At 50.8% G+C, this 14,954-nt stretch carries 14 protein-coding genes and 2 riboswitches; all 14 genes read left to right on the top strand.

Translation table 11 applies throughout. The features are described from left to right. Positions 1–668, top strand: a 668-nt coding sequence (locus AC3WTP_RS06775; protein WP_492393826.1) for a WIAG-tail domain, incomplete at its 5' end; no start/stop codon positions are given. Positions 669–815: 147 nt separating this feature from the next. Beyond that, entirely contained in the window at positions 816–1,712 is an 897-nt protein-coding gene (locus AC3WTP_RS06780) for a glycosyltransferase family 2 protein (RefSeq protein WP_492393827.1), read from the top strand. Further along, positions 1,709–2,908 carry a glycosyltransferase family 2 protein gene (locus AC3WTP_RS06785; protein WP_492393828.1) on the top strand — a complete coding sequence of 400 codons (1,200 nt, stop codon included), beginning with the start codon at positions 1,709–1,711 and terminating at the stop codon, positions 2,906–2,908. Before AC3WTP_RS06780 ends, AC3WTP_RS06785 begins: the two co-directional genes overlap by 4 nt. Then, positions 2,905–3,663: a glycosyltransferase family 2 protein gene (locus tag AC3WTP_RS06790; RefSeq protein WP_492393829.1), complete on the top strand. Its 759-nt coding sequence runs from the start codon at positions 2,905–2,907 to the stop codon at positions 3,661–3,663. Before AC3WTP_RS06785 ends, AC3WTP_RS06790 begins: the two co-directional genes overlap by 4 nt. A gap of 36 nt (positions 3,664–3,699) precedes the next feature. Further along, positions 3,700–4,431, top strand: a complete 732-nt coding sequence (locus AC3WTP_RS06795) for a sugar phosphate nucleotidyltransferase (RefSeq protein WP_492393830.1) — start codon at positions 3,700–3,702, stop codon at positions 4,429–4,431. Further along, positions 4,428–5,414 carry a dTDP-glucose 4,6-dehydratase gene (gene rfbB / locus AC3WTP_RS06800; RefSeq protein WP_492393831.1) on the top strand — a complete coding sequence of 329 codons (987 nt, stop codon included), beginning with the start codon at positions 4,428–4,430 and terminating at the stop codon, positions 5,412–5,414. The genes AC3WTP_RS06795 and rfbB overlap by 4 nt, the downstream gene beginning before the upstream one ends. A gap of 11 nt (positions 5,415–5,425) precedes the next feature. Then, positions 5,426–6,463: a GT-D fold domain-containing glycosyltransferase gene (locus AC3WTP_RS06805; protein ID WP_492393832.1), complete on the top strand. Its 1,038-nt coding sequence runs from the start codon at positions 5,426–5,428 to the stop codon at positions 6,461–6,463. A gap of 66 nt (positions 6,464–6,529) precedes the next feature. Beyond that, positions 6,530–7,942: a glycosyltransferase family 2 protein gene (locus tag AC3WTP_RS06810; protein WP_492393833.1), complete on the top strand. Its 1,413-nt coding sequence runs from the start codon at positions 6,530–6,532 to the stop codon at positions 7,940–7,942. A 128-nt stretch (positions 7,943–8,070) separates the two neighbouring features. Further along, a complete protein-coding gene (locus AC3WTP_RS06815; protein WP_492393834.1) occupies positions 8,071–8,325 on the top strand; it encodes a hypothetical protein in 255 nt (84 codons plus the stop codon). A gap of 3 nt (positions 8,326–8,328) precedes the next feature. Further along, positions 8,329–9,462: a CgeB family protein gene (locus AC3WTP_RS06820; RefSeq protein WP_492393835.1), complete on the top strand. Its 1,134-nt coding sequence runs from the start codon at positions 8,329–8,331 to the stop codon at positions 9,460–9,462. A gap of 325 nt (positions 9,463–9,787) precedes the next feature. Next, positions 9,788–10,019: riboswitch (cyclic di-AMP (ydaO/yuaA leader) on the top strand. Between the two features lie 111 nt (positions 10,020–10,130). Then, positions 10,131–10,541, top strand: coding sequence for a hypothetical protein (locus tag AC3WTP_RS06825; RefSeq protein ID WP_492393836.1), 411 nt, complete (start codon positions 10,131–10,133; stop codon positions 10,539–10,541). Between the two features lie 38 nt (positions 10,542–10,579). After that, positions 10,580–10,746, top strand: a riboswitch (cyclic di-AMP (ydaO/yuaA leader). A gap of 266 nt (positions 10,747–11,012) precedes the next feature. Beyond that, positions 11,013–11,090, top strand: a complete 78-nt coding sequence (kdpF, locus tag AC3WTP_RS06830) for a K(+)-transporting ATPase subunit F (protein ID WP_492393972.1) — start codon at positions 11,013–11,015, stop codon at positions 11,088–11,090. A gap of 41 nt (positions 11,091–11,131) precedes the next feature. Then, positions 11,132–12,808, top strand: coding sequence for a potassium-transporting ATPase subunit KdpA (gene kdpA / locus AC3WTP_RS06835; protein ID WP_492393837.1), 1,677 nt, complete (start codon positions 11,132–11,134; stop codon positions 12,806–12,808). A gap of 99 nt (positions 12,809–12,907) precedes the next feature. Next, positions 12,908–14,938 carry a potassium-transporting ATPase subunit KdpB gene (gene kdpB, locus AC3WTP_RS06840; protein ID WP_492393973.1) on the top strand — a complete coding sequence of 677 codons (2,031 nt, stop codon included), beginning with the start codon at positions 12,908–12,910 and terminating at the stop codon, positions 14,936–14,938. The last annotated feature ends 16 nt before the right edge of the window (positions 14,939–14,954 follow it).

Raw genomic sequence — 14,954 nt, forward strand, 5'->3', positions numbered from 1 at the left:
ACACCGATCACATCGCGGTAGGCGCTGTAACGAGTGAGAAGCTGGCAAGCGAGAGCGTAAATGGCGAACATATCTGTTCAGGCTCCATCTTCACGAAGCATCTTCAGTCTGGCTCGGTGGCCTCGCAGCATTTGCAGCAAGAAGCGGTCGCGACGGACACCTTGCAGGATGGATGCATTACTTCAGAGAAGCTTGCCTATGGTGTGGTGAATTCCATGCATTTGGTGGAGAATTCGATACAGACCGATCACATCGCAAATAACGCTGTTACGAGTGAGAAGCTGGCAAGCGAGAGCGTAAGCGGTGATCATATCCGTTCAGGCTCCATATTTGTGAAGCATCTTGGCTTTACACCAGTTAGAACCATTTCAGAAGGTGCGCCTTCTCTACAGTTTGGTATGAGTCCATTTGATTTCGTGGAAGATGAGGAGAGTGTAGAGATCAGTATCATATTTCCAGAAGCATATGAGTTTGCTGGATATACGATAGTAGCTACTTCGAACCTGCCTTACAGTTATGCCTATATTAAAGAGCAGTATGTAGACGGGGCTGTAGTAGAAATCGTTCGTCATCTCAGAGATCGGCTAGCAATCAAGATGGAGATGACCAGCTTGCTCTCGCATATTCCACAGTCTAGTGGAACACTCTCATGGATCGTTATTGGCTAAGGCTATAATATTGCTTTGCTCTGCAAGCCGTCTCCGTTAGGGGGCGGCTTCTTCTACATGATGTGTACATGTGCCGTTACCACATCTGCCTCTGCTCATACTATGGGAGGAAGCAGCATGTATGCAGCAGCAAGGAGGGGGAATTGTATGCGTCAGCATAGGCGGTTGCGCAGTACTAATCCATCGATGGGACGAAAGAAGTACCCAAATAAGCAGTCACGATTTAAAACATTTTCCACGTCAAGATTACGCATGCGCGCCAGCAGAGGCAAGAAGCGCGCATTGAAAGCTGTGCGTCCTCTAATGTCTCACCCTCATCCATATGTATCTGTCATCATTCCCGTTATGAACGAGCGGCGCACGATTGCTAAGGTTGTTCGCGAAGCCAGGAAAGTACATGCCGCCGCCGAAGTTATCGTCGTGGCAAATGGTACAACCGACGGCTCGGATCGAATTGCTGAGCGAGCCGGAGCTCGCGTTATTCGACATGCCGAACCGCTTGGGCACGATGTTGGCCGCACAGTAGGAACATACGCTGCGAAAGGTGAAATTCTACTGTTTATAGATGGAGATATGATTATCTCAGCAGCCCAGCTGCGTCCCTTTGTTCATGCGATTATGTCAGGGGCTGATGTCGCGCTCAATCGTTATTCTGGGCCAACGAATAAACATCAGGTGCATCGTGTCGTCTTGGCCAAGCATGTATTAAATGAATTACTCTCTCGATCGGATCTGCAAGGAATGTCGATGACAGCAGTTCCGCACGCGCTAAGCCGAAGAGCGTTGGAATTGATTGGACCAGAGCATCTCTCTATTCCGCCACTGGCGCATGCGATCGCGATTCAGAAGCAGCTGCACCTCATTCCCGCAAAGGCGATTGATGTGGGCAGAATGAACAAGAGGCGTGTCAAGGAAGGCGCGGTAGATCCGCTTGAGCGATTAATTGATAATGATCATCTGCAATCCTTGCGTTGGATGATCGAGCATGCTGGCCCGCGCGGCGGATATACGGATATGGATCGGCAACGTCATCTGGTGAGGTGAAGCGCTTGAAGGCAAAGAGTTCTCCTAATAATCGATATGCAAGACGCAAGCAGCGATATCCAGCGGCACCGAGAAGCCGGAGGCAGAGAACATGGGGACGGACGTCACGCCTGGCTAATTCTCGGCGCAAGCTGCGCGGCAGGAAGGCGCGCTCTGCGCGTTCACGGAAATCCTTCTTCAGGTCAGCCGCTGCTGTAGTCAGCAAAGTTCAACTGCAAGCCGCGGTAGAAGCAGGCTTCCGCGATGCAAGCAGCATGGCCGAGACTGAGCTGCCATCGCTGCCAGTGCTTAAGAAACGCATGCGAGCTTTATTCTGCGAGCACTATCAAGCTGTGCTAAGCGAAGAGAAGCGTTATGAGGCAGTGAAGCAGCTGGGAGCTGCTTATCGATCGGGCTTCGCTTCAGGATATCCTCAGCCTATTCCTCAACTGGTCTTGCTTCCCAGCAAGAAGCGCATGGCAATCGTACTGTGCGCACTCAACGAGCAGGAAGGGATCAAGGCTGTCCTTACTGAACTGGGTCGCCTTGTCGTCGATGACGTGATCGTCGTCATCAATGGTTCAACTGACAGCACTTATGAAGCGGTTCGGAGCGGATCAAGCGATGTCACGACAATCTATTACCCTTATAAGCTTGGTCACGATGTAGGCCGCGCGATTGGTGCCAAAGCAGCGAGAGCGGATGCGATTCTGTTTACCGACAGTGACTTCGCGGTTTCGGCTGAAGAGCTGGGCGCATTCTTATGGGCGATTGAACAAGGTGCAGATGTTGCGTTGAACGATCTTCGGCCATACATGGGCCGTTTCGATCAGCAGGACAGTATCAGTCATTGTAAACGATGGCTGAACACCATTTTGGAACGTAATGACCTTGAAGTGAATTCGATGACTGCGATTCCGCATGCGTTAAGCCGCAAAGCGATAGAAACGATCGGGGTAAAGCAGTTAAGTGTTCCGCCGAAGGCCCATGCGATTGCGCTGATGCGCGGATTAAACGTACAGAGTGTGCAGGCTGTTGATGTCATTAAGCACAATAGAGTGCGCGATACGAATGTAGGGCAAGACAATCCTGTATCGCAGCTAATCTTGGGCGACCATATTGAAGCTATACATGCGATATGGGAGCTTAAGGGAGACAGCCTGCATGAACCGCAGCAAGTACGAAGTAGGATCGCAACAAGGAGGAATTCATCGTGAGCGGCGCCATGAGATCAGCTTCCGTTACGAGTATTATTATTCCTACTTACAATAATAGAGGCTTGCTGAACGAATGCATTCGAGCGATCCGGCAGCATACTCATTCTCCCTATGAAATAATCGTCATTGATGACGGCTCCACCGATGGAACAGTCGACTATTGCCGTGAAGCGGGCCTTGTGTTTGCGGCGCTGCCGCGCAACAGCGGCTTTCCCCATGCTTGTAACATGGGGATGCTGCTGGCAACCGGCGATGTTATCGTCTTGTTGAACAACGATGTCATCGTATCGACAAGATGGCTGGAAAATATGCGAGCCGCGCTTCGTGAAAATGAGGATGTCGGCATCATCGGACCTATAACGAATTATGCTTCAGGGAAGCAGCAGGTCGTATACGATTATGATAATCTAGAGCAATTTCACCGAATCGCAAAAGCAGTCAATGAGCCTGATAGGTCAAAGCGATACCGGGTTCAGCGAATTGTTGGGCTGTGCTTTGTCATGAAACGGGAAGTAATCGATCGGATCGGGCTGCTGGATGAACGCTTCAGTCCAGGTCATTATGAAGATGATGACTACTGCCTGCGTGCTCGGTTGAGCGGATTCGGGATTATGATATGCGGCGATGTGCTCGTTCATCATTATGGCAGCAGAAGCTTCCGAGAGCACGGGGACAGCGCGCTTAAGCAGCTGGTGCAGCGCAACTATAATCTCTTTGTCGACAAGTGGGATATTGATCCTCACCAATTTATATAGATAGCCGTCAACCCGTATAATTGAGGAGTGAATATTGTGAAAGGGATTATATTAGCGGGCGGAACTGGGTCTCGACTGTACCCGTTAACGAAGCTGGTGAATAAGCATCTGCTGCCGGTCGGCAAATCTCCTATGATCTCCTACGGTATTGAGCGTATGCGTTCTGCCGGCATAACGGACTTAATCATCGTCATCGGCAAGTTATCTGCCGCATTATATGCAGATTATATCGGCAGCGGAAAACATATGAGCGTTAGAGTTAGCTTTGTTATTCAAGACGGAGCAGGTGGAATCGCGCAGGCGCTTGCATTGACGGAGCCGTTCTTGTCGAAGGATGAGAAATTCGTCGTGCTGCTGGGGGATAATCTGTTTCTAGACGATTTACATCCTTACGTGCAGCAGTTTAAAGATCAGGAGTATGGGGAAGCGCGTGTCATGCTGAAGCGAGTTCACGATCCTCGTCGATATGGGGTACCTGTGTTTTATGGAGGCGGCCTGGACAGAATTCTACGGATCGAGGAAAAGCCGAAGCGGCCGCAGTCTGATTATTGTGTGACAGGAATTTATATGTATGATACGTCAGTGTTTGAATACATCAAGATGATCAAGCCTTCTGCACGCGGTGAATTGGAGATAACCGATGTCAACAATTTGTATGCCGCTCACGGCAAGCTGCGTCATAATATGCTGCAGGGCTGGTGGACGGATGCGGGCACATTCGATTCTCTCCAAGAAGCATCTTTGAAGCTGAAGGGGGTTCAGCTATGAAGCATGTGTTGGTAACAGGAGGAATGGGCTTTATCGGGAGCAACTTTATTGGCTATATGCTCCGTTCATACCCAGAACTGCGGATTACGAATGCAGATGCGCTGACCTATGCGGGCAATCCCGATAATGCCGCAGCTTGGCAAGGATCAGATCGCTGCCGCCTTGCACGAGTTGATATTACAGATCGCGATCAAGTGGCTGCGCTGTTTCAAGCCGGCAGTTATGACGCTGTATTTCATTTTGCGGCAGAATCTCATGTGGACCGCAGCATTGCAGATCCTGAGCAATTTGTACGAACTAATGTCCTTGGCACCTTCAATCTATTGGAAGCCGCCCGGCTTCATCAGTTGAAACGTTTTATTCACATTTCTACAGACGAAGTATATGGAACACTAGGAGAAACAGGACGTTTCGATGAGAGTTCCCCCCTCCAGCCCAACAGCCCCTATTCTGCAAGCAAGGCCGGATCTGATCTGCTGGCACGTTCTTATTTCCATACTTATGGCCTTCCGGTCATCACAACTCGCTGTTCCAACAACTATGGCCCCTATCAATTTCCTGAAAAGCTGATTCCGACCGTTATCTTGCGTGTGCTGCATAACGAACCGATTCCGATCTACGGCGATGGATTAAACGTTCGCGACTGGCTGTATGTAGTCGATCATTGCTCAGCTATCTACGCGGCATATCTGCGCGGTGTGCCTGGAGAAGTCTATAACATTGGCGGGCGTGAGGAACACACGAATGTGGAGCTGGTGCGCATGATCCTGCAGCTACTTGGCAAGTCGGAATCGCTGATACAGTATGTCCCCGATCGGTTGGGGCATGATCGGCGTTATGCCATCGATCCGTTAAGGAGCGAACGGGAGTTGGGATGGAAGCCAGAAGTATCTCTGGAAGAAGGGTTGGCACATACGGTCAGATGGTACATTGACAATAGGCAATGGTGGGAGCGCGTCCGTTCGGGTGCTTATAAGGAGTAAGGGGTGATGGTATGAAAACGGCACCTCAGGGCCAGCCGTCTGCAGCAAAGCGCGCCTTTCCATCAAGGCGCCTCCGCCGTCGAAGCAGGATGAAGGAAGATAAGCGTGCCCTATTACAGCGAAGGCGCCGCGAACGCTTGAAGAAGGATTGGCGCAATCTGAAGAAGCAGAAGAGAACTGCCGGGCGAGGGTATGCTGTATCCCCAGTACAGATTGAAGAAGAGCTTGGCATATCCTTTGAGGATGGCTTTCGCAAAGGAAAGTACGAAGGTGGAGAAGGGATTCTAGCACGTCTCATACCTGAAAATATGATCCTGCCTGACATTCCTATTGAGCATGTCATCGGGCTCGGCTTCGAGCAGGTTCAGCATCTGCTGCGCCCGTTAATCGAACCGGAGGCTCTGTTTATGGAGATAGAAGCCGCACTGCATGAGAAGCGGCCGCTCTCATTAGTTCGTCTTGGCGATGGCGAGGTGCTGGCACTGGCGCATGATTCGGTCATATCCTCAGGCTTGGTGCGAAGAGAAGGGCCATTCCTAGGGTATTCGGGAATTGATATCCCTGATCATGAGCACCGCAATCAACTGGCGGAAGCGATCCGCCAAGCCACATTCGTAGGGATACCGGTCTCGCGTGCGCCTAATTATTACGGTCTGCTGGTGCCAGCCCTTAGAGCTTTTGGTCTGCATATGGGACAGATGCGTGTGACGTATTCGACTGTCAACTATTTGCTGGCTCAGCAGGGCTATATGCTGAGAATTATGCAAGGGCGCCGCGTGCTTATCATTGGCAATGCGGCCGCGGAGCTGGCTGATGTATTGCAGCAGCGCGGCATTGCTATTGCGGGAATTGTCTCTCCAGTGCTGGGCATGCATGATATTCCGCGTATCCTGCATGAGACGTCCCAGCATGACTTTGATGTGGCGCTAGTAGCGGCGGGCATCCCTGCTGTTATTCTGTCACAGCGCATCGCGCAGCAATTCGGCAAGGTAGCGATCGACTTCGGTCATCTGGCAAACAAGCTTGTCAGCGGTGAAGTGTCATTATAGTAATGAACCTGGACAGAAATACAACTGCATCAAGCTTCATTCAGTTGAATGATGGAGGTGAGGGGTATGGGAGAGCAGTCGTTGAGATTGAAGCGGAAGAGGCTGATGCCCATTCGCAAACGAAGCATTAGAAAAGCGAAACGACACAGAAAGCTTCCGTTTATGGAAGCCGCTCGATCTATGCCGAATGAGCAATTTGAACAAGGCTTTGCCTATGGGTATGCAGAGGGTTTACGCAGCGGACAAGAGCAGTATGGTTCCATGATTGAGGGCACGAGCATTATCATTCCATCTTACAATAAGCTTGATATGCTGAAAGATTGTATCGATAGCATACAGAAGCATACGCCGAACAATCATGAGATCATTGTCATCGATAACGCTTCTACAGATGGAACGGAAGCATACTTACAGTCGATGGTTGGCAAGCTTCGCTTCCATATCAACGAGAGCAATCGCGGCTTCTCAGGCGCAGTCAATACAGGACTGATGATGGCCAAGGGTCAAACGATCTGCATTTTAAACAATGATACTCTCGTCACACCGAACTGGCTGTCTAATCTGCTGAACTGCCTGGGTAGCGACCCAAACATCGGCATAGTAGGGCCTGTTACGAATTATATTAGCGGTGAACAGCAAATTCCCGTACGTTATCATGACGTAAAAGATATGTGGAAATTTGCTTCCAGATACAATAAAGCGAATCCAGGAGCGTGGCAGTACTGCGACAGGATCGTCGGATTCTGCTTCTTATTTACACGCGCCTTCTTTCAGGCTACGGGATTCTTTGATGAAGGGTACGAGATCGGCAACTTTGAGGACGAAGACTATATTGTTAGGGCGCGGCTAGGCGGCAGAAAGCTGGTGATTGCTAGAGATACCTTCATTCACCATTATGGAAGCCAGAGCATGAGAGATCTAGGCAAGAAGTTTGACCAAGTAAATGATAAAAACGCGATGTTCTTTAGCGCAAAATGGGGAAGTCCGGCGGATTGGATCAACAGAATGCAGCGATGGACGATCAATGAACGCGGCGAGACGGCCGCGCACTTTCGTGCTCAGCAGTTCTTCCCGACGCATGTCGCGGTCACTGGCCTGAGCGAGACGATCTATTGGATCGAACACGGCAGCAAATATCCGTTGAAAGGTCCAGTGCGCATACCTGTTGTGAGGCTATCGCAAGTGGATCTTCTGGGGTATCCGACCGGGGATGTGATGGACGCTGCTCTCGCTGAGAGCAAGTGGAATATGAGAACCGCACCGGACGGCAGTATCCCGGACGGGGCTGTATTCCAGATCGAAACAGGAAGATGCTATCAGCGGCAAGGGGCGGTATGCCGAGAATTTATGACTGCGCACGCTCTGTCTAGCTGGCAGATGGAGGGCAAGGTCGATTCGCGTTCAGAACAAGAGCGGAATGCGTTGGGTGAAGGGTTGCCCATTATGGCCGCTCCAGTCATTCAAGCTTATCATCTGTGATGTTGATGGGAGTGTGTCGGTCGATGGTGCCTGAGAGGGCGGGAATATGCTGTATATCAGCGAATTGCGAATGGCATATGCCTGCCCTGCGGGGATAAACAATCCAGAACGACAGGAGGAATCAGCTCGTGTATAGCCTCAAGGGGAAAGTACTGGCTAGAAGAAGTACAGGAGCGGTAAAGAGAGCTGTATATCGCCGACTGAAGCGACGAATTCAGCGAAAGAATCATAGAGGAGTACGGGGGCTGCGCTCTAAATTAACTCGCAAGCCTAGTCCGACCTATAATAAAGCTTATAACCAAGCATATAGCGAAGGCTTCAATCAGGGATTTGCAAAGGGCTTTGAGGATGGCCATCAGATGGCCTATGCGGGTCAGGTGTGATGGATGAGAATCCCCCGCAGATTAAGGCATCGCAGGAGGTCTCCTCTGACCGCAGCTCGAGCGCGGCGCAGACGCAGAATAGGTCAATTTGAAGGCTATCAGGAAGGCTGTATTAGAGGCCGAGCAGCATCCATCGTACAGGTGATTCGCCTCGAGATTCCGTTCAGGCACATACACGTCATGTATGTATCGACTGGAAAGGGATATCCCTATTCACCGCTCGATGAAGGAATGATCGCGACCCTTCAGGGAATGGTTGCACAAGTGACTACGATAGGGTCGAAGGATGCAGTAGCTTCCACGGCGGCTCTTGTCAGACCGGACCTCGTCCTTGTGCTGGACGGGATGGAGCTTCCAGTGGAGCAATTGAACGAGCTGAGAGCGATCGGAATTCGCACAGCAATCTGGTTGACGGATGATCCTTACTATACAGATATTATGAAGAATGTGGTGCAGCATTATGATTTTATTTTCACCCTGGAAATGAACTGTGTCAGCTTCTATCAATCCATTGGCTGTGCGAATGTACATTACTTGCCGTTCGGTGTATATCCCGGACATTTTCAGCCTAGGACCACTTCGAGCGGCAGATTGCGTGAGGTATGCTTCATCGGCACTGCTTATTGGAATCGAGTGCGCTTCTTAGATCCGATCTTCCCGAGGCTTATGTCCTATGACACTCGAATCTCTGGAATTTGGTGGGATCGTGTAGCCAGGTACCGCCAACATAAGCAAAAGGTTGATCTTGGTCGTTGGCTTACCCCGCAAGAAACAGCTGAAATGTACAATGTAACGAAGATCGTGATTAACATGCATCGCTCGCATGATGATGATACCTTTAATAGCAATTCGGCACAGATTGTCGGCGTTTCACCTAATCCGCGCACGTTTGAAATCCTGGGCTGCGGAACACTGCAGTTGACAGATGTGCGCAGTGATCTATCGCGATTCTACACCCCAGGAGTAGAGATTGAGACCTATAACTCGCCGGAAGAAATGCTTCAGAAGATTGATTATTATTTAAAGCATGAGGAAGAACGCCGTGAGATTGCGCTGCGCGGCCTTGCACGCACACTGCGTGAGCATACTTATGCTCATCGGCTCAATCAGCTGTTCGGAACTATATATGGATCTTAGTTTAAGTTGAGAGCCGTCGCGCGGACCTTCCGAGCGGCGGTTTTGCATGTTGTGGAAAAAATAGGTGGTTGGAGCGCTAAACTATGACTTTATGTCGAAAAAACGATTACAACCAGTTCATTCTTAGATTATCTGCTTTATGCTTTATCGATCTGATAATCGCTAGATTAAACGAGCAAGACATAGCTGTGAATATGAAAATAGAAGATTGTGTGTGATTAGTCACATGAATCTAGCCTTAATAATTCAATAGCAGCTTTCGGTTTCGTTTACATAAAGGTTGCGGGAGGCGTAAGATACATTTCAGCAATTGATCACAGCCGTTGCGATTTCATCGCTGAATTCCGCGTAATGCGGAAACGGGGGAACCATTATCGCGAATAGTATAGCTTGCAGCCGCATGATGATTGAAGCTGCGAAGCGGATGTTATTCGCTGGGGTGAATCCGGTTAAGGACATATTCACGATAGGCATGTGAATTGTCGCTTCAACCAGTAGGGCGACTCTTCGATTCCGAACCCGACAGCTAACCTCGTAAGCGTCCGAGGAGAGGCGCGTTTAGGCTAAAGTACATGAAGCATCAGGTACATTAGATACAGCGCATGCAGATCAGCCTCTTACCCGAATGAATGATGCGTTTGCGGACATTTTAGGAGGTAGTGAGGATCATGTATGACAGAGATCGGACCATTGCGGTATTCGCTCCTAATGCAATGGGAGTAGACTTCGTTCGATCGATTAAGGGCGCCGGAATCCCGGTTGCCGCAGTTGTTAACAATGCCCAGTGCGTTACCCGGATGAAACAGCTTGGTGTGACAAATATTTGGCGCATCAACACATCCAAGTCACTGGCAGACTCTCAGCCCTTGGGGCGAGTAGGACGTATTTATTTATTTGAAACGAGCTTTGCGTTGACCTGTCGGTTGTTGAAGCACTGTCGACCTTGGACCACAGACAGTATCGTGGTCATTACGAAGCATCATAATCCAAGATCGATCTATCGGCTGCTCGGAGCGGATATGGTATTGTACACACAATCCGAACAGGTATCGTTTCTGCTGAATGATCTGATTAGTTAGCAGAGCTATAGGTTGATCCTAATTTCATAGAGCCAAGGCCAAGCTCATCGCTTAATCCCTGTTGCAGGGGAGCGGGGGAACCAATTAGGCATGTCAGAGTGAGTAATGCTCTGTCATGCAGGGGTGAATCTCGGCAGCCAGCCGAGTAGGGCGACTCATGCGCCCGAATCCGTCAGCTAACCTCGTAAGCGTCCATAGAGGCAGCCTTCTTTCGTCGTGCAGTATGTCCGGCTTTCTATAGCTGTGACTAGATAACCGCATGGGAAGAGGACCCCCTCTTTCCGTGCGGTTTTTTTGCGATTCGGCGCTGAAATTAGGTGGAACCTGGTTCATTCGATTCTAAAGGGGTGTGAAGACTGTGTTGGATGTCATTATGGTCGCGCTGCTAGGGCTGTTGTCCTCGATCGTGTATATCGTATATCGATGGAGCGCTTCTGAATTAGAAAGCTGATTAGCGAGGTGAACGTCATGATGATCGCACTGGGAGTGCTTGTAGCGGCACTGTTTGTCTATCTTGGCTACGCATTGGTTAAACCTGAGAAATTCTAGATTCCTATAGGGGTTATAAGCGAGAAAGGTGGAGCTGCACAATGACAGCTTTGGGCTGGTTATCTATTGGTATTACGATTGTGATCGTTATTTTGCTGGCGCGACCGGTAGGGCATTATTTGGCGAAGGTGTTCAATAGCGAAGGGGCTCCGCTGCCAGGCGACCGCATTCTTGGTCCAGTTGATCGCTTCTTGTTCAAGATATTCGGGATACGAGAAGTCAATCAGAGCTGGAAGGGATATGCGATGGCTCTCGTGCTTACGAATGTAGTAATGATCGGAATCACGTATACAATCTTTCGAGTGCAGGCTTACCTGCCGTTGAATCCAAGCGGTGTTCCGAACATGGAGCCCAGCTTGGCCTTTAATACAGCGATTAGCTTTATGACGAATACGAATCTGCAGCACTACAGCGGTGAAACGGGTTTATCTTACTTGTCGCAGATGGTTGCCATCGTATTCCTCATGTTTACTTCTCCGGCGACTGGCCTTGCGCTCGTATTTGCAATTATTCGCGGGCTGACCGGCAGACCGATGGGCAACTTCTTCGTTGATATGGTTCGATCGATTACTCGGGTGCTCATGCCGATCGCAATTGTAGCAACTGTGCTGTTCGCAGCATGGGGAGTGCCTCAGACCTTGTCGCCAAGCGAAACGGTAACGACACTGCAGGGAGAAGAGCAGACGATTGTGCGTGGTCCCGTAGCCTCATTTGTAGCGATTAAAGAGCTCGGCAACAACGGAGGCGGCTTCTATGGCCCGAACTCAACGCATCCGCTTGAGAACCCGAATGCATTAAGCAATACGCTGCAGATGATCTTGATGCTGCTCGTGACGACAGCTACGCCGTTTGCTTACGGCAAGATGGCTGGAAACGCCAAGGAAGGCAGGACGCTGTTCGTCGCGATGCTCATCATGTTTGTGGTGATGACCGGCTTATCCGTAACGGCTGAACAGGCTGGCAATCCCGTTATGCATCAGGCAGGCATTGAAGGGCCGAGCATGGAGGGCAAGGAGGTGCGCTTCGGCGTAGCGCAGTCCGCTCTATATTCTGTCGTTACAACAGCTTCCGAGACGGGGGCAGTTAATAATATGCATGATACGATGACCCCTCTAGGCGGATTGATCCCGCTTGCGAATATGATGCTGAACACCATATTCGGCGGTATGGGAGTAGGCTTCGTCAACGTTCTCATGTATGCGATGATCGCGGTGTTTCTATCCGGTCTCATGGTCGGCCGTACACCGGAATTTCTCGGGCGCAAGCTGGAGAGCCGCGAGATGAAGCTGATCGCCGTAACGTTAATTATTCATCCGCTGCTCATTCTGTTCCCAGCAGCAGTAGCATTGATGACCCAAGCGGATACCTTGAGCAATCCTGGATTCCACGGTTTAACGCAGGCATTGTACGAATTCACCTCTTCTGCTGCCAACAACGGCTCAGGCTTTGAAGGTTTAGGAGATGCGACAGCTTTCTGGAATATTGCGACTGGCAGTGTCATGTTCTTGGGACGCTTCCTCTCCATGGTGCTGCTGCTCGCGGTAGCAGGCTCGATGGCTAAGAAGCAGCCTGTTCCTGTGACGAGCGGGACTTTCCGTACGAATACGGCAACTTTCGGCATAATCTTTGTCGGCTGCACCCTTATTGTGGGCGCACTGACATTCTTCCCTGCGATTGTGCTGGGACCGGTCGCAGAACATCTGACACTGTGGAAATAAACGAGAGATGAACAGGGTAAGGCTCAAGGAGGAATAACAATGAAGGCATCAATGCCTATTAATAATCAGACTCCATATGAAACAGGGAGCGGACGAGGAATGAAGGCAGGTAAGAGCATGCTGCAAGGCGGCTTGTTGAAGCAGGCTGCTATCGAAGCGTGCAAGAAGTTTCATCCGAAGATCATGATTAAGAATCCGATGATGTTTATCGTCGAGCTGGGCTTCGTCATCACCCTGCTGCTGACGATTGCGCCGGACCTGTTCGGGACACCGACGGCGCGCTGGTATAACGGCGCAGTGAGCTTTATTCTGCTCATAACCGTATGGTTCGCTAACTTCGCTGAGGCGCTGGCGGAAGGCCGCGGCAAGGCTCAGGCGGATTCCTTGAAGCAGACGAAGAAGGAATTGTATGCGAATAAGATAACGGAAGGAGGAGCCCTCACGCGCGTTGCTTCCACGGCATTGCGCAGAGGAGATGTCATCATCGTTCGTGAAGGCGAGACGATCGCGGGCGACGGCGAGGTGATGGAAGGCTTGGCTTCTGTCGATGAATCGGCGATAACGGGTGAATCGGCGCCGGTGCTGAAGGAAGCGGGCGGCGACTTCTGCTCCGTCACAGCAGGCACGCGCGTCGTGAGCGACTGGATTCGCGTTCGAATCACCAGCGATCCCGGCGAATCCTTCTTAGATCGCATGATCGCGCTCGTTGAAGGCGCCAAACGTCAGAAGACCCCGAACGAGCTCGCGCTTCATACGGTGCTGGTCAGCTTGACCTTGATTTTCTTGATCGTCGTCGTAACGCTGCCCTTCTTCGGGCAATATCTGAACATCGAGATGAACGTTGCGGAATTGATCGCCTTGCTCGTCTGCCTGATCCCAACGACAATCGGCGGACTGCTGTCAGCGATCGGTATAGCGGGTATGGACCGCGTAACACGGTTCAACGTGATTGCGACTTCTGGTAAAGCGGTAGAGGCATGCGGTGATATTCATACCATAATATTGGATAAGACGGGTACAATCACGTACGGCAATCGGTTGGCAAGCGAACTGTATCCAGTCGTGAATGAGGATAAGCAGGAGCTTAGCCGCTGGGCCGCAATCTCGTCGCATCGGGATGAAACGCCTGAAGGACGCTCGGTGCTGGATTGGGTAAGCAGGCAGGGCTGGACGTATGACCGCGAGCTGGCGGAGAGCGGGGAAGAGATTCCGTTCAAGGCGGAGACACGAATGAGCGGTCTCGACCTTCCGGATGGACGTTCAGTACGCAAGGGCGCTGTAGATGCTATCAAGCGCTGGGTTATGGAGCGCGGTGGCAGCATCCCCGCGAATCTGGATACGTTGACAACAGAGATATCAACATTAGGCGGCACACCGCTCGCTGTAGCAGTAGATAACCGTATATACGGTGTAATCTACTTGAAAGATACGGTTAAGCCAGGCATGAAAGAACGGTTCGAGCAGCTGCGCGAGATGGGGATTAGAACCATCATGTGTACAGGGGACAATCCGCTGACCGCGGCGACGATTGCTCGAGAAGCGGGCGTAGATGATTTTATCGCCGAGAGCAAGCCGGAAGATAAGTTGGCGCTGATTCGCAAAGAGCAGGCTGCAGGCAAGCTGGTCGCGATGACGGGCGACGGTACGAATGATGCGCCAGCATTGGCGCAAGCGGACGTTGGGATCGCGATGAATAGCGGGACGACTGCCGCCAAGGAAGCGGCTAATATGGTGGATCTGGATTCTGATCCGACCAAAGTGATTGAGGTTGTAGCGATCGGCAAGCAGCTGCTCATGACACGCGGCGCCTTAACTACCTTCAGTATCGCGAATGACGTAGCGAAATATTTTGCTATCATACCGGCACTGTTCATGCTCGCGATTCCTGAGATGGCTTCATTGAACATTATGGGCTTGAATTCCCCAATGTCAGCCATTCTATCGGCGCTGGTGTTCAACGCGATCATCATACCGCTCTTGATTCCGCTTGCCGTCAAGGGTGTCAAGTATAAACCGATGAGCTCGGAGAAGATGCTGAACCGCAACATGCTCATCTACGGCGTCGGCGGTCTGATCGCTCCATTCATCGGCATTAAGATCATTGATCTGTGCTTAGGCTTAGTGTTGTAAATTACGAATGAAATAT

The sequence above is a fragment of the Paenibacillus sp. EB106-04-04-XG159 genome (assembly GCF_058791835.1).